Origin of the sequence: Mycobacterium sp. E2327, assembly GCF_001672675.1 — a bacterium.
In the GTDB taxonomy this organism is placed as follows: domain Bacteria; phylum Actinomycetota; class Actinomycetes; order Mycobacteriales; family Mycobacteriaceae; genus Mycobacterium.
Genome location: NZ_LZKE01000018.1, coordinates 14,672 through 34,329, shown reverse-complemented (window position 1 = coordinate 34,329; position 19,658 = coordinate 14,672). Strand labels below are relative to the sequence as shown.

Here is a 19,658-nt window from a genome sequence, read left to right as displayed (position 1 = left end):
TTTACAGCGACTTGCCGACCAGTGCGACGAGGTCGATGAGGCGGTTGGAGTAGCCCCACTCGTTGTCGTACCAGGACACCACCTTGGCCTGGTTGTCGATGACCTTGGTCAGCCCGGAATCGAAGATCGAGCTGTGCGGGTCGGTGACGATGTCGCTCGACACGATCGGGGCGTCGTAGTACTTCAGGATGCCCTTGAGCCGGCCCTCGGCGGCAGCCTTGAACGCGGCGTTGATGTCCTCGGCGCTGGCGGCCTTGGCCAGCTCGACGGTCAGGTCGGTCACCGAGCCGGTCGGGATCGGCACCCGCAGCGCATACCCGTCCAGCTTGCCCTTGAGCTCGGGCATCACCAGCCCGATCGCCTTGGCCGCCCCGGTCGAGGTCGGCACGATGTTCAGCGCCGCCGCCCGCGCCCGGCGCAGGTCCTTGTGCGGCCCGTCCTGCAGGTTCTGGTCCTGGGTGTAGGCGTGGATGGTGGTCATCAGCCCCTTGACGATGCCGAACTCGTCTTGGAGCACCTTGGTCACCGGCGCCAGGCAGTTCGTCGTGCACGAGGCGTTGGAGATGATGTTCTGGCTGCCGTCGTACTTGTCGTCGTTGACCCCCAACACGATCGTGATGTCGGGGTCAGTCGCGGGCGCGGAGATGATCACCTTCTTGGCGCCGGCGTCCAGGTGCCCCTTGGCCTTGGCCGCGTTGGTGAAGATGCCGGTGGACTCCACCACGACGTCCACACCCAGGTCACTCCAGGGCAGCGCCGCCGGGCCTTCCTTGACCTCCAGCGCCTTGATCTTCTGCGTGCCCACCACGATGGTGTCGTCGCCCTCCAGGCTGACGTCGTAGGGCAGCCGGCCCAGGATCGAGTCGAATTTCAACAGGTGCGCCAGGCTGGCGTTGTCGGTCAGGTCGTTGACCGCCACCACCTCGATGTCCGCGGTGCCCTGCTCCTGCTGAGCCAGCAGGGCCCGATAGAAGTTGCGGCCGATTCGGCCGAAGCCGTTAATACCTACCCGGACCGTCACTTGTCTTCTCCCTAGTCTTTCTGAGGTCTTCGTGAATCCGCTGATTAAGCGCTCGCCGTCAGCCTAGATCAGTGACGCGCGCCACCGCTTGCCGGTCACAGCGAACGGCCGCGATAACCGGAGCATGTCTGGTTCGTATCGGTTCGATAAGCCCCGGAATCGTCGCGTGTGCAATAGCACCAGGGGGTCATACATTCGACACGGCTGCGGGACAGTTATGCGGTTCTGCTGCCGCATTTGATAGCGAACGCTAAAGGAGTCGACGTTGATGACGGGCTTTGATCGGTTCAACATCACAGTTGGTGCTATCGCTGGGCTGTGTGGGGCCGCCATAGCGTTGAGCCCGGATGCGGCAGCCATCCCGCTGAAGACCGGCGGCTACGCGTGCATCCAGGGTCAGTCCGGCGAGGTCGGCGCTCCGGCAGCCGGCGGGCCGGCAGGCGCCGCAGGACCACTGGCCGCGGGCGCGCCGCTGGCCGGCGCACCCGAAGCGGGCGGCACACCGGTGAGCGGGCCGGGAGGCGGCGCGCCGGCACCCGGCGGGCCGGCATCGGCCGCCACCGTATGCACGTCCAGCGCCCCGCTCACCGACATGTCCGGCGTACCGATCGTGGCGCCCGGGCCGGTCCCGGTGGTCCCGGCCGGCGCCCCGCTGATCGCTCTCGGGCCGCCGGTGCCGGCTGGTGCGCCGGTCCCGGTCGGTGCGCCGGTCCCAGTCGGTGCCCCCGTGCCCGTCGGCGCCCCGGTGCCGGTGGGCGCTCCGGTCCCCGTCGGTGCACCGATCCCGGTGGGTGCGCCGATCCCGGTGGGTGCGCCGATCCCGGTGGTGCCCGTCGGCGCTCCGCTGATTGCGCTCGCCGGTGGTCCGCTGGATGTCGCGGCGCCGGCCGCCCCGATCATCGACATGTCCGGGACCGGCAAGGGCGCGCCGACCGGACCGGCGCCCGCCGGCGGCCCGGCGCCCGGCCAGCCGACCGCGCCCGGGCCCGCGCGCTGACGCGGATCCCCTTCCCAGTTACGAAAGAACCCGCCGGGCCAAGCCCGGCGGGTTTCTTTCTCAGCTGTCAGCTGGGTGGGGCCTCCCACAGCAGCGGCGGCTGCGGCCGTGGCGGTGGCTGGCGCCGTGGCGAGTCCTCCACGATCACCGGGTCGCCGACGTGGACGGTGTTGTAGTACCACTCGGCGTCCTCGGGGCTCAGGCTGATGCATCCGTGGCTGACATTCTCCAGGCCCATCGCGTTGACGGCCCACGGGGCCGAATGGACGAAGAGGCCGTGACCCGTGATGCGCACGGCGTAGTCCACCGGGATCCGGTATCCGTCGGGGTCGTCGACGGGGATGCCGACGCTGCTCGAGTCCATGATCACCGTGCGGTCCTTGGACAGGACGGTGTAGGAGCCGACCGGAGTCGGGTATTCGGGCCTGCCCATCGAGGCCGGCAGCACGCCCGCCTCCCCCCAGTGGGGACGGTGGTGCGGCGCCGGCAGCGGCCCCGACTCGACGCCGTCAACGGTCACCGTGAAGGTGTGGTCGGCGATGTTGGCGGTCCCGACGACGGCGGGACCGGTGGCGAATTCCGTGGGCCGCCCGCCCACCGAGAGCGCGACCGTGCTGTGCGCCGGCCAGTAGTGGTCGGGAACCCACTGCACGACCTCGTTGTCGAGCCATTCGAACTTCCCGGTCATCGGGGGGGCCGATGTGACCCGCACGGCGCGCTCGGCCGCGCGCCGGTTGGTGACGGGCGTGCTGAACGTCACCACCACGGGGTGCGCCACCCCGACCACCTCGCCGCGCGCGGGTGACACCGACGCGACGGCGGATCCATCCGGCTGGGTGGCTGCGGCCAGGCGGATGTCGGTCGGCCCGGTGGCCACACTCGCAGCGACGGCGCTCACCGCAAGAACACACCGAACGACCGCTCGCATGGCTCCAGTCCCTGTTTAACTGACATGGTTGTAATAGCCATGGTACGGGCGTCGCGAACAGCGGAAGTGCAAGGGCGCGTTAGCGATTCGATCAAGCCTGAGTCACGTTTCGGCTACGGCGCGCGTCGTGACGTGGACCGGGAACTCGTCGCCGGGCTCGGGCCACGGCTGGCGGCTCAGCATGTCCGCGACGTCGACGTAACCGGCCTCGATCACCCCGGTCTTGGCGTCGAGGATGCGGTACCACTGCTTTTGGATGTGGATCGGTTGGCCCTCGAGCACGATGACGCGGACGTCGCCCTCGTCGAACCGGCAGCGCCGTTGCACCGCCTCGAGCAGCTGCTCGTTGTGCAGGTGGCCCTCGCCGAAGTTCCAGCCGACCAACGGCCCGGCGACGACTTCGCCCTCGCGGATGCTGTATTCGGCCTCGTTGGCCTCTCCCCCCAAGGCGCGGGGCAACAGGCCGTTGAGCGCCCGGCCGTGCGTGTGCATCGCCCGGAACGCCGCCACCTTGTCCGACATCACCTCGGCGGTCCCGGCGCCGTACAGCTTGGTTAGCTGATTCACCACGAGCGCAGAGCTTTTCACGATGTCGGCTTCGATCTTGTCCTCGGCGCCGGCGCGGAAGCACCAGATGCTGGTGGCCCAGTTGCCCGCGTAGTAGCGCATCGCGGGCAGAAACGAAATCTTTTCGGGGAACATGTTTCCCGCGATCACCACGGCCACGGCGGCGAGGATGAGGGCGAGCAGCAAGGGTGACCGAAGGTCGGTGGCTCGGATCGCGCCGTAATGCCCGAACAGATAGAACAGCGAGAAGATGAAGAACACGTTCCACTCCAACGGGACCCCCATCGGGAGGTTCGAAATGATGTTGAGGTGGAAGATCACCATGAACCCGATCAGGAACCATCGCCATGGCGCGTCGCCGGCGACGAACACCAGCACGGTCGGGACGACGAATTCCGCGGTGGTGCCGCCGACGTGGGCCATCACCTTCGGTAACCACGAGGGTCGCAGGTCGTTGACGTGGTCGAGGTACAGCGCGTGCTTGAACGGGCTGAACAGCTTGGGCCGTAGCAGCGCGTTGTTGCTCGTCATCACCGACACGACGTACGGAAAGTGGTGGTTGAGCTTGGAGGTCGCCGCCCCCCACCACAGGCACAGCATGATGAGCTTGTAGGCCGCGATCTGGTCGGTGAACGGGAAGAAGAACACGAACAGTTTCAGCCAATAGTGTTCGCCGCGGGCCGCGAGGAAGATGGTCTTGTCACGCAGACCCAGCACGGCCAGCGCCACGATCGTGTGCAGCACCCGGACGGGGTCGATCAGCGGGCCGGGCGCCAGCAGCGCCCACACCCCACCGGCCAGCACGACGGCATAGAGGGCGACGTCGACGACGGTGCGGGTATCGCCGCGGGTGAACGGCACCTTCCCCGGCCACGCGGGCAACCGAATCGTGTTGGGCCGCAACCAATATAGGAATCCCCCGACCGGCGGCATGAACCGCCCGGTCAGCGGGCCGGACCCGCAGCCGAGGCCCAGCACCTCGAACAGCAGCGTGAAGACGATGAACTTCTGATACACGATCGGCTGCGTCCACCACTCCCCGATGCGGCCCAGCCCGCCCAGGCCGGGGGTCAGCGAGATGATCCACGCCGGGATCGCGACGTACAACGCGATCTTGAACAGGTACAGCAGATAGACCGCATACGGAGTCCCGAAGCCATGTTCGGCCCAGTGCCGGGTCACGATCTGCAGTCGCGCCGCCCGTGGCCGCGCCAGCCAGGTGTCGGGGTCGACGTCCGGAAGTTCCGGTGACATGAATCCCATGGGCGGCCTCATTCCTGTCGCAGGTGAAACCAGCTGACGCTCAGCGTGATTGAGCCGCTGCAGCCTAGGCCCTAACGGACGGCGACCCCACTACGGGGCGGAAACCGACGCTGCAGCTTCTCGATCAGCCCGTCGAGGGTTTGGCGTTCCTGTTCCTCGAGGCGCGCCATGCGCCGAACGCTGGCGGCGCCTTCGGCATCGCCGGCGGCTTCCGCGGTCGCGATCGCCTTCTGGTACTCCCCGAGCCGGTGCTCAATGTGGCGACGGTTCTGCACGAGCACCCGGCGGAAGTACTCGGCCTGGCGGCGATCCGCCGTCGCGGCCGCCGCGACCCGCGACTCCGCCCGCACCGCCGGTTGGCGGACGTTGACCGGGCTGGGGCGGACCGCGCTGCTGCGGGGCCGGCGCCCACGGCGGTCACGAATGCTATTGGAACTGTGCCCAGCAACCGAGCGAGTGCCGCGCTCGTCGGACAAACCGGCGACGTCCATCTTGGCCTCTTTTCGCTGGGCAGGGTCATTGGCGGACGTAACAATACCCCCCGATCCGACCGACGCCATAGGCTTTGGCACTGGATACCGCCGTTGCCGGTTGGCTTAAACCGTCCTGCGGGTATTCGGTCGCTACCATCATGGGACTCGACGCGGCGGTGCGGCCGCGCCGGCAGCTCAAGGGAGAAATGTGACTGACACCGACGGCCCGGATATCGAAGACATCGAGGACATCGACAAGTTCGATCCCGGTCTGACCCAGCGCGTGATGGGCGTGATGCGCCCCTTCCTGAAGACCTACTTCCGGTCCGAGGTGCACGGCTTGGATTCATTCCCGCCCGGCGGGGCGCTGGTGGTCGGCAACCACTCCGGCGGCATGTTCCCCATGGACGTCCCGATTTTCAGCGTCCACTTCTACGACAAGTTCGGCTACGACCGGCCGGTGTACACGCTGAGCCACGACATCCTGATGACCGGCCCCACCGGGCAATTCTTCCGGCGCACCGGCTACATCCGCGCCAACAGGGAAAATGCGGCCAAGGCCCTGCGGTCCGGCGGCGTCGTGGTCGTCTTCCCCGGTGGTGACTACGACGCCTATCGGCCCACGCTCTCGGAGAACGTCATCGACTTCAACGGCCGCAAGGGATATGTCAGCACGGCGATCGAGGCCGGCGTGCCCATCGTTCCGGCGGTGTCCATCGGCGGGCAGGAAACTCAGCTCTACCTCTCCCGCGGCACGTGGCTGGCCGAGCGGTTGGGGGTGAAGCGCCTGCTGCGCAGCGCGATCCTGCCGCTGTCGTTCGGCTTTCCGTTCGGGTTCAGCGCCGTGATCCCGCCCAACGTGCCACTGCCCACCAAGATCGTGACGCAGGTGCTCGAACCGATCGACATCGCCGCGCAGTTCGGCGACGACCCCGACGTCGACGAGGTCGACGAACACGTGCGGTCGGTGATGCAGCAGGCCCTGCGCGACCTGGCCGCCAAGCGCCGTTTCCCGATCCTGGGCTGAGCCATGGCATCTCGAATAGACGAGGCTCTCGGCATTTTTGGGACGTTGCGGCGCGCCGGGATGCTCGCGCCGATGCGCCCCGACCGTTACCTCAAGATCGCCGCGGCGATGCGCCGCGAGGGCATGGGCATGACCGTGGGCTTCGCAAGCGCGGCGCAGCGCTGCCCGGACCGTCCCGGCCTGATTGACGAGCTCGGCACGCTGACCTGGCGGCAGCTCGACGAGCGGATCAACGCGCTGGCGGTCGCCCTGCAGGGATTGCCCGCGGGGCCTCCCAAGGTGGTCGGGATCATGTGCCGCAACCACCGCGGTTTCGTCGAGGCCGTGGTGGCCGTCAGCCGGATCGGCTCCGACGTGGTGCTGCTCAACACGTCGTTCGCCGGGCCGGCGCTGGCCGAGGTGGTCGGCCGCGAGGGCGTCGACGCGGTCATCTACGACGAGGAGTTCACCGAGACGGTGGACCGGGCGCTGGCCGAGAAGCCCGACGCCACCCGCATCGTCGCGTGGACCAGCGGGCAGCACGAATTGACGGTGGAGAAACTCATCACCGACCACGCCGGAAAACAACCTCGGCGCGGCGGCCGCAAAGGCCGGATGATCCTGCTCACCTCGGGCACCACCGGAACTCCCAAGGGCGCCAACCAAACCGGCGGCAACGCGGGGATCGGCACGCTCAAGGCCATCCTGGACCGCACGCCGTGGCGGGCCGAGGAAAACATCGTGATCGTGGCCCCGATGTTCCACGCCTGGGGCTTCTCCCAATTGATCTTCGCCGCGTCGATGGCCTGCACGGTCATCACCCGGCGAAAGTTCGATCCGGAGGCCACCCTCGACCTCATCGACCGGCACCAGGCCACCGGCCTGGCCGTCGTGCCGGTGATGTTCGACCGGATCATGGAACTGCCGCCCGAGGTGCGAAACCGTTACAGCTGCAAGTCATTACGGTTCGCCGCGGCCTCCGGTTCGCGGATGCGACCCGACGTCGTCACCGCGTTCATGGACCAGTTCGGCGACGTCATCTACAACAACTACAACGCCACCGAGGCCGGCATGATCGCCACCGCCACCCCGGCCGACCTGCGGGCGGCGCCGGACACCGCGGGCAAGCCGGCGGGCGGAACCGAAATCCGGATCCTGGACAAGGAATTCAACGAGTTGCCCACCGGCGAGGTCGGCACCATCTACGTCCGCAACGACACCCAGTTCGAGGGCTACACCTCCGGCACCACGAAAGACTTCCACGCCGGGTTCATGTCCTCGGGCGACGTCGGCTACCTCGACGACGCCGGGCGCCTGTTCGTTGTCGGGCGCGACGACGAGATGATCGTCTCCGGCGGCGAGAATGTCTACCCGATCGAGGTGGAGAAGACCCTGGCGGCGCACCCCGAGGTCGCCGAGGCGGCGGTCATCGGCGTGGACGACGAGCAATACGGCCAGCGGCTGGCGGCCTTCGTGGTGCTGGCCCCGGGCGCGTCCGCCACGGTCGACACGCTCAAGCAACACGTGCGCGACAACCTGGCCAACTACAAGGTGCCCCGCGAGATCGCCATCCTCGACGAGCTACCCCGCGGCAGCACCGGCAAGATCCTGCGCAACGAGCTGCTGTCCCGGGTCGGCGGCTGATGCGGCTCGCCCGGACGCTGCGAAAGCCACGGCCATTGGCGCGCGCGGCGGTCGAACTTGCCAACGCCGCCAACGGATTACGGCCGCTGGCCCGCAAGGGCTACAGCACCGTCCTGGTGTTCTGGTTCGGCTGGCCGACGTCGGAGGTGCCCGGGGTGTACTTTACGGCCTCGCTGGTTGACGTGCTGCGCCGCGGGCGCCGCGGCGACTTCGCCGGGCGGCGCGGCAAGGCCGCGCTGGCGCTGACGGCCGCGTCCTGGGCCATCCTGGGTGTGATCAAGTATCGCGGCGTAACCACGCCGGGCCCCGTGCTCGAGGCGGGCCTGCGCGAACAACTGGGGCACGACTACGCCGAGGCGCTGGAGGCGCTGCCACACACGAAGCCCACCCGCAGCGGGCGGCGCAGCCTGCCGCTGGGCAACACGGTGGCCCGCCGGCGCTACGTCGAGAAGACGAACGTGGTCTCCTACGGCCCGCACGGCCGCGCCAACCTGGCCGACATCTGGCGCCGCCGCGACCTGCCACGCGACGCCAAGGCTCCGGTCCTGCTGCAGGTGCCCGGCGGCGCGTGGGTGATCGGAATGCGACGCCCGCAGGCCTACCCCCTGATGAGCCACCTGGCCGCCCGCGGCTGGGTGTGCGTGTCGATCGGCTATCGGGTGTCACCCGTGCACACCTGGCCCGACCACATCGTCGACGTCAAACGGGCGCTGGTCTGGGTCAAGGAGAACATCGCGCGGTTCGGCGGGGACCCGGACTTCGTCGCGATCACCGGCGGCTCCGCCGGTGGGCACCTGTCCGCGCTGGCGGCGCTGACGCCCAACGACCCGCAATTCCAGCCGGGCTTCGAGGAAGCCGACACCTCGGTGACCGCCGCGGTTCCGGTGTACGGGCGCTACGACTGGTTTTCCACCGAGGGCGAGGGCCGCCCGGAGTTCGTCGGGCTGCTCGAAAAGTATGTCGTCAAACGGAAATTCGAGACGCACCGGCACATCTACACCGACGCCTCGCCGATCTGCAAGCTGCGCGACGACGCGCCGCCGTTTTTCATCCTGCACGGCCGCGACGACTCGCTGATCCCGGTCGGCGAGGCGCAGGAGTTCGCCGAGGAGTTGCGCGCGGTGTCGAGGTCCCCCGTCGCCTACGCCGAATTGCCGCACGCCCAACACGCTTTCGACATCTTCAGCTCGCCGCGGGCGCACAAGTCGGCGGAGGCCGTCGCGCAATTTCTGTCCTGGGTGTACGCGAAGCATCCGCCCCGCCGCTAACTAGGGCCATAAGTCACACATGTAGGGGCTTTAGCCTGCATTATGTTGGACCGATACGCGCAAAACTATAACGTGTTCTAGTTGGGACGGGTTAGAGGAGGCGCGTGGTGAGTACCGATACCGCTGGGATCGGCGTCCGGGAAATCGACGTCGGAACGTTGCCGACCCGGTTTGCTCGCGGCTGGCACTGCCTGGGCGTGGCCAAGGACTTCCTCGACGGCAAGCCCCACCCGGTCAACATCTTCGGCACCAGGCTGGTCGTCTTCGGCGACCCCGAAAACAATCTGCGCGTCCTCGACGCATACTGCCGGCACATGGGCGGCGACCTGTCGCAGGGCGCAATCAAGGGCGACACCGTCGCGTGCCCGTTCCACGATTGGCGGTGGGGTGGCGACGGCAAATGCAAGGAGGTGCCGTACGCCAAGCGGACCCCACGGATGGCACGCACCCGCTCCTGGCCCACCGAGGTGCGGGGCGGTCTGTTATTTGTCTGGCACGACCCCGAGGGCAACCCGCCGTCGCCGCAATTGCAGATCCCCGACATTCCCGAGGCCGCCAGCGCCGCATGGACTGACTGGCGGTGGCGCAGTCAGCTCATCCAGGGATCGAACTGCCGCGAGATCGTCGACAACATCGTCGACATGGCGCACTTCTTCTATATCCACTACGGATTCCCGACGTACTTCAAGAACGTCTTCGAGGGCCACGTCGCCTCGCAATACCTGCGCACCGTCGGCCGGCCCGATGTGCACCTCGGCGGCTCGCATTACACCGGTGAACAGATTCTGGATTCGGAGGCTTCCTACTTCGGCCCGTCGTTCATGATCAACTGGCTGCACAACAGCTATGGCGGCTACAAGGTCGAAACGATACTGGTCAACTGCCACTACCCCGTCACGCAGGACTCCTTCATGCTGCAGTGGGGCGTCATCGTGCAAAAGCCCGAGGGCATGGACGAGGACGCCACCGACAAGCTGTCCAAAGCGTTCACCGACGGCGTCAGCATGGGCTTCCTGCAGGACGTCGAGATCTGGAAGCACAAGACCCGAATCGAAAACCCGCTGCTGGTCGAAGAGGACGGCCCGGTCTATCAGCTGCGCCGGTGGTATCAGCAGTTCTACGTGGACGCAGCCGACGTCACGCCGCAGATGACCGACCGCTTCGAGTACGAGGTCGATACCGCCGCCGCGAATAAGTATTGGCGCGCCGAGGTGGAAGAGAATCTGCGACCCAAAGTGGTTCAGCCGCAATAGGATTCGCTACGTCGGTTCAGTGCCCGACTGGGCACTGACCGGTGTAGTCGACTTGCCAGTGCTTGATGCCGTTCAGCCACCCCGACCGAATCCGCTCCGGCTTCGAGATGGGGGTGAGGTCAGGCATGTGGTCGGCGATGGCATTGAACATCAGGTTGATCGTCAACTTGGCCAGGTTGGCCCCGATGCAGTAGTGCTCGCCGGTGCCGCCAAATCCGACGTGCGGGTTGGGGTTACGCAAAATGTCGAACGTGAACGGATCGGCGAAGACGTCCTCGTCGAAGTTGGCCGAGCGGTAGAACATCAACACCCGCTGCCCCTTTTTGATCGTCACCCCCGACAGTTCGGTGTCCCGGCTGGCGGTGCGCTGGAAGGCGGTAACCGGGGTGGCCCACCGGACGATCTCGTCTGCCGCGGTCTCGGGGCGCTCCTTTTTGTAAAGCTCCCACTGGTCGGGGAATTCGGCGAACGCCATCATGCCCTGGGTGATCGAGTTGCGGGTGGTCTCGTTGCCGGCGACCGCCAGCATCATCACGAAAAACCCGAACTCCTCCTCCGAGAGCTTCTCCCCGTCGATGTCCGCCTGGATCAGCGTGGTCACGATGTCGTCGCCGGGATCCTCGGCCTTGATGGCGGCCATCTTCATCGCGTAGGCCAGCACCTCGGCCGACGAGGCCTTGGGATCGACGTGCGCGAACTCCGGGTCCTCGGCGCCGGTCATCTCGTTCGACCACCGGAACAGCCTGCTGCGGTCCTCCTGCGGCACCCCGAGCAGACCGGCGATGGCCTGCAGCGGCAGCTCGCACGCCACCTGCTCGACGAAATCGCCGGACGCCTCGGCGGCGGCCGCCTTGGCGATGGTCTGCGCGCGATCGTTGAGCTCGTCGCGCAGCCGGCCGATCGCGCGCGGCGTGAACCCTCGGGAGATGATTCTGCGCAGCCGGGTGTGGTGCGGGGGATCCATGTTGAGCAGGACGAACCGCTGCAACTCGATGTCTTCGCGCGCCATGTCGTCGCCGAACCGCGGGATGGCACCGTTGAGCCAACTGGAGAAGACGTCGTTGCGCAGCGACACCTCCTTCACGTCCTTGTGCTTGGTCACCACCCAGAAGCCGCCGTCGTTGAAACCACCCTTGCCGACGGGCTGGTCACACCACCAGATCGGCGCGTTGTGACGCAATTCGGCGAGCTCCGCGACGGGCAGGCGCTCGGCGTAGATGTCCGGATCCGTCGGGTCGAAGCCGGGCGGCAGGTGGGGGCAAGTCATCGGTGCTCCTTTTAGTGGGTTAGACCATCGTGTCGCCGGGCGGCAGCCCGAACTCGTCGTTGCCGAAGATCACGTACGCCCGCTCGGGATCGTTGGCGGCGTGCACGCGGCCGGCGTGCGCGTCGCGCCAAAACCGTTGCATCGGAGCGTTACTGGCTAACGCGGTGGCACCCGACGCGTCGAACAACCGGTCGATCGAGGCGATCGCGCGAGCCGTGGCGCGCACCTGGTCACGACGGGCCCGGGCCCGCAGCTCGAACGGGACATCTTGGCCCCGTAGCAGATACGAGTACTCGTCGCCGACGTTGCCCATCAGCTGTCGCCACGCGGCGTCGATATCGCTGGCGGCCTCGGCGATGCGCACCTTGGCGAAGGGGTCGTCCTTGGCCTTCTCGCCGGCGAACGCGGCGCGCACCCGCTTGCCCTGATGCTCGACGTGAGATTCGTAGGCGCCGTAGGCCATGCCGACGATGGGGGCGGTGATCGTGGTGGGATGCATAGTGCCCCAAGGCATCCGGTAGACCGGATCGGTGTTGGTTGCCAACCCGCCCGCGGTGTGGTCGTTCATCGACTGGTAGGACAGGAACCGGTGTCGCGGCACGAACACGTCCTTGATCACCAGGGTGTTGCTGCCGGTGCCCTTCAGGCCGACGACGTGCCAGACGTCGTCGATGCGGTAGTCGCTGATCGGGATCAAGAAGCTGCCGAAGTCGACCGGTTGGCCGTCCTTGATCACCGGCCCGCCGACGAAGGTCCATGTGGCGTGGTCGCACCCCGACGACCAGTTCCACGAGCCATCGACCAGATAGCCACCGTCGACCGCCCGACCGGCGCCCATCGGGGCGTATGACGAAGAGATCCGCGCACCCGTGTCCTCACCCCATACGTCTTGCTGCGCCTGCTGATCGAACTGCGCCAGGTGCCAGTTGTGCACCCCGAGGATGGATGCCACCCACCCGGTGGACCCGCACGCGCTGGCCAGGCGTCGGACGGCGTCGAAGAACACCGTCGGATCGCACTGCATGCCGCCCCACTGCGCCGGCTGCAGCAGCCGGAAGAACCCGATTTCTGCCAGCTCGCTGACGGTGTCATCCGGCAGCCGCCGCAGCTCCTCGGTCTCCTGCGCCCGCTGGCGCAGCTTGGGTAACAGATCGTCGATGGCATCCCGAACGGACTGCGCATCGCGTTGTTGAATCGACGTCACCGGCCTACCTCCAGACGTGCGCCCTCATGACTAGAGTGAGTTGCAATCGTGCTGAACGTTTTGGTATTTCCGCTGTATAAGGCCATAAATGTGAACTTGTAACTTGTTCTAATTATGGCCGGACGGAAACACGCCACTAGGGCAGAAAGTCCCACAAAAGCCGGTCTAGCCGATCACTCCTGCGCCGCGGCGGCCTTCTCCAGCTCGGTCAGCGCCGGCTCGATGGCGCGGGCCATCTCGTGGATGTCGTTGGCGACCTCTGGGGTGGTGACAAAGCCGAAGTCCAAGTATTTCTCGTAGGAAAAGCACGTGATGTTCAGGGCGACATCCATGACGGGCGGCCCGAGCGGCACCAGCGACTCCAGCTTGGCGCCGGCCATGTACAGCGGGAACTGCGGACCGGGAACGTTGGACACAACAAGGTTGATGGGGGCCAGGTTTCGCGACAACCCGCTGGCCGTGTAGGCGCGCGCCGCCAGCTGCAGCAGTCCCGGCGGCGTGGTCTCGGTAAGGCCCATGATCTGGTGCGCGGACAAGGCCTTGGCCATCAACTTGGCGCTCTGGGTGCTTTCGTGGATGGCCTTCAGCCGATCGGCGGGGTCTTCGATGTCGGTGGCCAGCGACGCGGTCATCGAGCTGATCTTGTTGCCGACGTCGCTCTTGCTTTCGTCGGTGCGCGTCGAGACCGGGATCTGCGCGATGAGCGGTTTGGCGGGCAATTCGTCGTGCTTCATCAAGTACGTTCGGGCGGCCCCGGCCACGAGCGCCAGCACCACGTCGTTGAGCTTGACGCCGAAGGCGTCCTTGACGGCCTTGGCCCGGTCCAGCTCGACGCGGCAGCCGGTGATCCGCCGGTGCGGCGACACCGGTGCGTTGAAGCGCGTCTTGGGCGCTTCGAAGTAGCGCGGCGGCTTGCTGCTGACGCCCAGCGCGGCGACCTGCTGGCGCAGCGTCTGCTCCACCAGCCGGGCGATGCGGAAGGGCGTCTTGACGCCGACGTTGATCAGCGCGCCGATCGCGCGCCGCTCCAGCCCCGGAAGTTGGAATCCCACCAGCGACCCGACCGTCTCCGTTTGCGGCGGACGGGGTTCGGGCGTGACGTCGAGCAGGATTTCGCCGAGCCCGGCGCCCGAGACTCCGTCGACAATCGCGTGGTGCATCTTGGTCAGCGTCGCGACCCGGTTGCCCTTGACGTTTTCGATGACCCAGAGCTCCCACAACGGTCGGGAACGGTCCAGCTTGTAGGACATCAGCCGGCCCACCAGCTCGTCGACCTCGCGCCTGCCGCCCGGGGCCGGAACGGCGATGCGACGGATGTGGAAGTCGACGTCGAGCTCTTCGTCCTCGACGAACCACGGCCGGTCCAGCCCGAGCGGCGCGCCAGTGACCCGCCACCGCAGCTGCGGCAGCTCGGGCAGCCGCTCGATGATCAGCTCGCGGACGCGTTCAAAGCTGTATTCGGGGGCATCGGTGAGATCGCAGATCGCCAGCGCACCCACATGCATATGCCAGCCCGCGGTCTCCGCAGACCAAAACGCCGCATCGACACTCGAAAGCCGCTTCATGCGATGACCGTAGCCCTCCCCGACCGTCCCGCCCAGCAATTTGCTGCTAGTTAAGCATCCTCCAGCAGGTCGGGCGTCACCGCCGACTCGGTGTCGGGGATGCCTTCGACCTTCGCCTTGCGGTCGGCCATCGACAATAGGCGCCGAATACGCCCGGCCACAGCGTCTTTCGTCATCGGCGGGTCGGCCAGGCGGCCCAGCTCCTCCAGCGACGCCTGCCGGTGCTCGACGCGCAGCCGGCCCGCCGACGCCAGATGGTCCGGGACGCTGTCGCCGAGGATCTCCAGCGCGCGCTCCACCCGGGCGGCCGCCGCGACCGCCGCCCGCGCCGACCGCCGCAGGTTGGCGTCGTCGAAGTTGGCCAGGCGGTTGGCCGTCGCGCGGACCTCGCGGCGCATCCGCCGTTCCTCCCAGACCAGCCGGGTGTCCTGGGCCCCCATCCGGGTCAGCAGGGCGCCGATCGCCTCGCCGTCGCGCACCACCACCCGGTCCGCGCCGCGCACCTCGCGCGCCTTGGCGCTGACCCCGAGCCGGCGCGCGGCGCCGACCAGCGCCAGCGCGGCCTCCGGGCCGGGGCAGCTGACCTCGAGGGCCGACGAGCGTCCCGGCTCGGTCAGCGACCCGTGCGCCAAAAAAGCCCCCCGCCACGCGGCCTCGGCGTCGGCGACGCTGCCGCCGACCACCTGGGCCGGCAGCCCGCGCACCGGACGCCCGCGCATGTCGAGCAGACCCGTCTGGCGCGCCAGCGCCTCGCCGTCGTTGGCCACCCGCAGCACGTACCGGGTGCTCTTGCGAATCCCGCTGGCGGACAACACATGCACGACGGCGTTGTACCCGTAGAGCTCGAAGATGTCCTTGCGTAGCCGGCGCGCGACGTTACCCAGGTCCACCTCGGCCTCGACGACCACCCGGCCGCCGACGATGTGCAGCCCCCCGGCGAACCTCAGCAGGGACGTGACCTCCGCGCGCCGCGCGCTGACCGATTTCACCACCAGGCGGCTCAGCTCGTCCTTGACTTCGGTCGTCATCGCCACGCGTCGTCACCCCTCGTCTCAACTTCGACCGGCAGCTGCGTGGTGGTCCGATCCAAAGGGGCTCCTCGACCTTTGTGACCCGCTCGGACCCCGTCCAGCGCCGCGGCGAGCTTGCCCGGGTCATGTAAAGGTGTACCAGGTCGGGCCACGTCAGCGAAGTGGACCTCGGCTTCCAGCAGCGTCGCGGTGCGGCGCAGTTGCTCGCGTTCGCGTTCGCTGGGCACCCGTTCGGCGTCGATGATGATGTCGTGCACGGTGAACCCCGGCGCGTGCTGGGCCAGCACGTGCAAATGGCGCTCCACCGAGAAGCCGGCCGTCTCCCCCGGCTCGGCCACCAGGTTGAGCACCAGCGCGCGCCGGGCGGTGGTGGCCCGCAGCGCCGTCGCCAGCCCCGGGACCAGCACGTGCGGGATCACGCTGGTGAACCACGACCCGGGGCCCAGCACCACCAGGTCCGCGGCCATGATCGCGTCGACGGCCTGCCGGGTCGCCGGCGGATCGGGCGGCAGCAGCCGCACCCGCCGCACCTTGCCGGGCGTGGTCGCGATCGCCACCTGGCCGCGGATCAGCCGGAAAATCCGCGGATCGGCCTCCAGGCCGGACACGTCAGCCTCGATCTGCAGCGCGATCGGGCACATCGGCAACACCCGGCCCTTGACCCCGAGGATGCGGCCCAGTTCGTCCAGGGCGGCGACGGGGTCGGCCAGCACCTCGGACAGGCCGGCCAGCAGCAGGTTGCCGATCGGATGCCCGGCCAGGGCGCCGGTGCCGCCGAATCGGTGCTGCAGGATGGTCGCCCACAGCCGGCCATACGGGCTGTCAGATGCCAACGCCGCCAATGCCATTCGCAGGTCGCCGGGCGGGATCACGTCCAGTTCGCTGCGCAGCCGGCCGGACGAGCCGCCGTCGTCGGCGACCGTGACCACGGCGGTGACGTAGGGCGTCAGCCGGCGCGCGGCGGACAGCGTCGCGTACAGGCCGTGTCCGCCCCCCAGCGCAACGATGCCTTCATTCATTCGCGACCCAGATCCCGATGCAACACCCGCACCGTCAGCTGCGGGTTACCCCCCAACCGCTGCATCAATGCCTCGGCGATCGCGACGCTGCGATGCTTGCCGCCGGTGCAGCCGATGGCGACCGTCATGTAGCGCTTGCCCTCCCGGCGGTAGCCGTCGACAACCAGGTTTAGCAATCGATGGTAAGCGTCGAGGAACTCTCCCGCGCCCGGCTGGCCCAATACGTAGTCACGCACCGCGGGGTGCTGGCCGGTGAGTGGGCGCAGATCGTCCACCCAGTGCGGGTTGGGCAGGAAACGGACGTCCATCACCATGTCGGCGTCCATCGGCAGGCCGTACTTGAAGCCGAACGATTCGACGGTGACGGCCGTGGACGCGCCGGTGTCGCCGCCGAACGCGCGCTCGATGCTCTCCCGCAGGCCCCGAACCGACAGCGTCGACGTGTCGATGATCAGGTCGGCGGTGGCGCGGACCGGGGCCAGCATCCTGCGCTCGGCGGCGATGCCCTCGGCCAGCGTCTGGTCGCCCTGCAGCGGGTGGCTGCGCCGGTTCTGCTCGTAGCGGCGCACCAGCATGTCGTCGGACGCCTCCATGAACACCACGCGCGGGCTGATGTTGCGGGTGGCCAACTCGTTGCGCACCTCGTCGAGGTCGCCCGTGAAGCCGCGCGACCGCACGTCCATCACCACCGCCAGCTGGGTGATGCGCGAACCGGCGGCCAACCCGAAATCCACCATGCGCGTAATAAGCTGGGGCGGCAGGTTGTCGGCGACATACCAGCCGAGGTCCTCGAGCACCTTGGCCGCCGTCCCCCGTCCGGCCCCCGACAATCCCGTCACCAGGACGACGTCGATGCCGGCTTGACTGGTCACTGCGCGCCCTCGGGCTGTTCGGGTCGCAACGCCTCGAGGACGGCCGTGGCCGTGGCCACGCCGATGCCCGGAACGGCGGTGATCTGGTCGACGGTGGCCTCCTTGAGGCGGGCTATCGATCCGAAATGCGTTACCAGCGCCTTGCGGCGATGCTCTCCCAATCCTGGCACCGAGTCCAGCGCTGACGCGGTCATTCGCTTGGATCGCTTGCTGCGATGGTAGGTGATGGCGAACCGGTGCGCCTCGTCACGCACGCGCTGCAACAGGTAGAGACCCTCGCTGTTGCGAGGCATGATGATCGGGTCCGGCTCCGAGGGCACCCAGATTTCCTCCAGCCGCTTGGCCAGGCCGATCACCGCGACGTCGGTGATGCCGAGCTCGTCGAGCACGGCGCTGGCCGCGTTGACCTGTGGCGCGCCGCCGTCCACGACGTACAGGTTGGGCGGATAGGCGAAGCGGCGCGATTTGCCTTCCGCGGAAAGCATATTGGGGTCCCGCTGTTCGGAGAGGTGCCGCGCAAAACGGCGGCGGGTCACCTCGGCGATCGACGCGACGTCGTCGGAGCGTCCCTGCCCGGCCGCTTCCCGGATCCCGAAGTGGCGGTAGTCGGACTTGCGGGGCAGGCCGTCCTCGAACACCACCAGCGAGCCCACCACGTCGGTGCCCTGCACGTGGCTGATGTCGACGCATTCGATGCGCAGCGGCGCGTCGGCCAGGCCGAGCGCGTCCTGAATGTTCTGCAGCGCGGCGGATCTCGCGTTGAAGTCACCGGCGCGCTTCAGCTTGTGTTGCTGCAGAGCCTCTTTCGCGTTGCGCTGCACGGTCTCGGCCAACGCGCGCTTGTCGCCGCGCCGCGGCACCCTCAAGGTCACGCGCGAACCGCGCAGGCCGGACAGCCACGCGGTCAGCTCCTCGGAGTTTGACGGCAGGCACGGCACCAGCACCTCGCGGGGCACCGGGTTGGCGGCCTCGTCGGCGGAGCCGCCCAGCTCGGCCTGTTCGCCGTAGAACTGCGTCAGGAATTGCTCGACCAGCCGCTCCTCGCCGGATTCGCCGGGGTCGCCGGACTTTTCGACGATCCAGCCGCGCTGCCCGCGGACCCGCCCGCCGCGCACGTGGAACACCTGCACCGCCGCTTCCAGCTCGTCGTCGGCGAAGGCGACCACGTCGGCGTCGGTGCCGTCGCCCAGCACCACGGCCTGCTTTTCCATGGCCCGCTTCAAGGCGCCCAGGTCGTCCCGCAGCCGCGCGGCCCGTTCGAAGTCGAGTTGCTCGGCCGCGGCGTTCATCTGCTGCTCGAGGTCGCGGGCGAAGCGGTCGGTCTTGCCGGACAGGAAGTCGCAGAAGTCCTCGACGATCTGGCGGTGCTGCTCGGCGCTGACCCTGCCGATGCACGGCGCCGAGCACTTGTCGATGTAGCCGAGCAGGCATGGCCGGTCGATCTGCTTGTGCCGCTTGAACACTCCGGCCGAGCAGGTGCGCGCCGGGAACACCCGGGTGAGCAGGTCCAGCGTCTCCCGGATCGCCCACGCGTGTGAGTAGGGGCCGAAGTAGCGGACCCCCTTGCGCCGCGGGCCGCGGTACACCATCAGCCGCGGGAACTCCTCGTTGAGGGTGACCGCCAGCACCGGGTAGGACTTGTCGTCGCGGTAGCGGACGTTGAAGCGCGGATCGAATTCCTTGATCCAGTTGTATTCCAGCTGCAGCGCCTCGACTTCGGTGTTGACCACCGTCCACTCGACCTTGGCCGCGGTGGTCACCATCTGCCGGGTTCGCGGGTGCAGGGCGGCGATGTCCTGGAAGTAGGACGTCAGCCTGCTGCGCAGGCTCTTGGCCTTGCCGACGTAGATGACGCGCCCGTGCACGTCCCGGAACCGGTAGACGCCGGGCTCGACCGGGATGGACCCGGGCGCGGGGCGATACGTTGCGGGATCTGGCACGTACCCAGGCTAGTAGGCCGGTAGGACGGCGGTGCCTCGTCGGCCTCGGGTGTCGGCGGCCCGGTTCGTGCCACGGAGACGTGCGCGTCGCCAACCGCGTAACACTTCCCCGAAGTCCGGCGATGTTGCCCGTAGCTGTGGGGATGGAGGCATGGCATGGGCGGGCGACGCATCGACGTGCACGGAGTTCGCCCGCGCCCGTGTCGGGTACATAAGCGAGGCGCCCAATGAATAAAATTTGGCTCGTTCCGATAATGGTGTGCGGTGTGATTTTTATTTTCCCGGCCCCGAGGGCCCATGCCGGCCTGTGTGATTATCCCGCCGTCCTGACCGGGGCCAA

At 67.8% G+C, this 19,658-nt stretch carries 16 protein-coding genes; 5 read left to right on the top strand and 11 right to left on the bottom strand.

Going from position 1 to position 19,658, the window contains the following annotated elements:
- Position 1 precedes the first annotated feature (1 nt).
- Positions 2 to 1,021, bottom strand: coding sequence for a type I glyceraldehyde-3-phosphate dehydrogenase (gene gap, locus A5712_RS01990; protein ID WP_068100642.1), 1,020 nt, complete (start codon positions 1,019 to 1,021; stop codon positions 2 to 4).
- A 268-nt stretch (positions 1,022 to 1,289) separates the two neighbouring features.
- Here gap and A5712_RS01985 point away from each other — a divergent pair, with 268 nt between their 5' ends.
- Positions 1,290 to 2,018 carry a beta-xylosidase gene (locus A5712_RS01985; protein WP_068100640.1) on the top strand — a complete coding sequence of 243 codons (729 nt, stop codon included), beginning with the start codon at positions 1,290 to 1,292 and terminating at the stop codon, positions 2,016 to 2,018.
- Between the two features lie 67 nt (positions 2,019 to 2,085).
- Here A5712_RS01985 and A5712_RS01980 read toward each other — a convergent pair whose 3' ends face one another.
- The 3 genes from A5712_RS01980 to A5712_RS01970 form a co-directional block, all read right to left on the bottom strand.
- Positions 2,086 to 2,946, bottom strand: a complete 861-nt coding sequence (locus A5712_RS01980; protein WP_082973223.1) for an Ig-like domain-containing protein — start codon at positions 2,944 to 2,946, stop codon at positions 2,086 to 2,088.
- A 102-nt stretch (positions 2,947 to 3,048) separates the two neighbouring features.
- Positions 3,049 to 4,776, bottom strand: coding sequence for a DUF3556 domain-containing protein (locus tag A5712_RS01975; RefSeq protein ID WP_068100638.1), 1,728 nt, complete (start codon positions 4,774 to 4,776; stop codon positions 3,049 to 3,051).
- Positions 4,777 to 4,847: 71 nt separating this feature from the next.
- Entirely contained in the window at positions 4,848 to 5,267 is a 420-nt protein-coding gene (locus A5712_RS01970) for a hypothetical protein (protein WP_068100636.1), read from the bottom strand.
- 190 nt (positions 5,268 to 5,457) lie between these two features.
- On the opposite strand from A5712_RS01970, the gene A5712_RS01965 reads away from it, so the two are divergent.
- The 4 genes from A5712_RS01965 (at position 5,458) to A5712_RS01950 (ending at position 10,420) form a co-directional block, all read left to right on the top strand.
- Positions 5,458 to 6,276: a 1-acyl-sn-glycerol-3-phosphate acyltransferase gene (locus A5712_RS01965; protein WP_068100634.1), complete on the top strand. Its 819-nt coding sequence runs from the start codon at positions 5,458 to 5,460 to the stop codon at positions 6,274 to 6,276.
- Positions 6,277 to 6,279: 3 nt separating this feature from the next.
- Positions 6,280 to 7,899 carry an acyl-CoA ligase FadD12 gene (gene fadD12, locus A5712_RS01960; protein WP_068100632.1) on the top strand — a complete coding sequence of 540 codons (1,620 nt, stop codon included), beginning with the start codon at positions 6,280 to 6,282 and terminating at the stop codon, positions 7,897 to 7,899.
- Entirely contained in the window at positions 7,899 to 9,167 is a 1,269-nt protein-coding gene (locus tag A5712_RS01955; protein WP_068100630.1) for an alpha/beta hydrolase, read from the top strand. The genes fadD12 and A5712_RS01955 overlap by 1 nt, the downstream gene beginning before the upstream one ends.
- A gap of 107 nt (positions 9,168 to 9,274) precedes the next feature.
- Positions 9,275 to 10,420: a Rieske 2Fe-2S domain-containing protein gene (locus A5712_RS01950; RefSeq protein ID WP_068100738.1), complete on the top strand. Its 1,146-nt coding sequence runs from the start codon at positions 9,275 to 9,277 to the stop codon at positions 10,418 to 10,420.
- Positions 10,421 to 10,436: 16 nt separating this feature from the next.
- Here A5712_RS01950 and A5712_RS01945 read toward each other — a convergent pair whose 3' ends face one another.
- From A5712_RS01945 to uvrC, 7 genes are all read right to left on the bottom strand, one after another.
- A complete protein-coding gene (locus tag A5712_RS01945; protein WP_068100629.1) occupies positions 10,437 to 11,687 on the bottom strand; it encodes a cytochrome P450 in 1,251 nt (416 codons plus the stop codon).
- A 19-nt stretch (positions 11,688 to 11,706) separates the two neighbouring features.
- A complete protein-coding gene (gene hsaA, locus A5712_RS01940) occupies positions 11,707 to 12,891 on the bottom strand; it encodes a 3-hydroxy-9,10-secoandrosta-1,3,5(10)-triene-9,17-dione monooxygenase oxygenase subunit (protein WP_068100627.1) in 1,185 nt (394 codons plus the stop codon).
- 173 nt (positions 12,892 to 13,064) lie between these two features.
- Positions 13,065 to 14,456, bottom strand: a complete 1,392-nt coding sequence (locus A5712_RS01935) for a wax ester/triacylglycerol synthase family O-acyltransferase (protein ID WP_068100619.1) — start codon at positions 14,454 to 14,456, stop codon at positions 13,065 to 13,067.
- 50 nt (positions 14,457 to 14,506) lie between these two features.
- Positions 14,507 to 15,484, bottom strand: a complete 978-nt coding sequence (whiA, locus tag A5712_RS01930) for a DNA-binding protein WhiA (RefSeq protein ID WP_068100736.1) — start codon at positions 15,482 to 15,484, stop codon at positions 14,507 to 14,509.
- The gene (locus tag A5712_RS01925; protein WP_068100618.1) at positions 15,481 to 16,506 is read right to left on the bottom strand and encodes a YvcK family protein; all 1,026 of its coding nucleotides are present in this window, start codon (positions 16,504 to 16,506) and stop codon (positions 15,481 to 15,483) included. The genes whiA and A5712_RS01925 overlap by 4 nt, the downstream gene beginning before the upstream one ends.
- Positions 16,503 to 17,378 carry an RNase adapter RapZ gene (rapZ, locus tag A5712_RS01920; protein ID WP_068100617.1) on the bottom strand — a complete coding sequence of 292 codons (876 nt, stop codon included), beginning with the start codon at positions 17,376 to 17,378 and terminating at the stop codon, positions 16,503 to 16,505. The genes A5712_RS01925 and rapZ overlap by 4 nt, the downstream gene beginning before the upstream one ends.
- Positions 17,375 to 19,318: an excinuclease ABC subunit UvrC gene (gene uvrC / locus A5712_RS01915; RefSeq protein WP_068100614.1), complete on the bottom strand. Its 1,944-nt coding sequence runs from the start codon at positions 19,316 to 19,318 to the stop codon at positions 17,375 to 17,377. Before uvrC ends, rapZ begins: the two co-directional genes overlap by 4 nt.
- Positions 19,319 to 19,658: the final 340 nt, after the last annotated feature.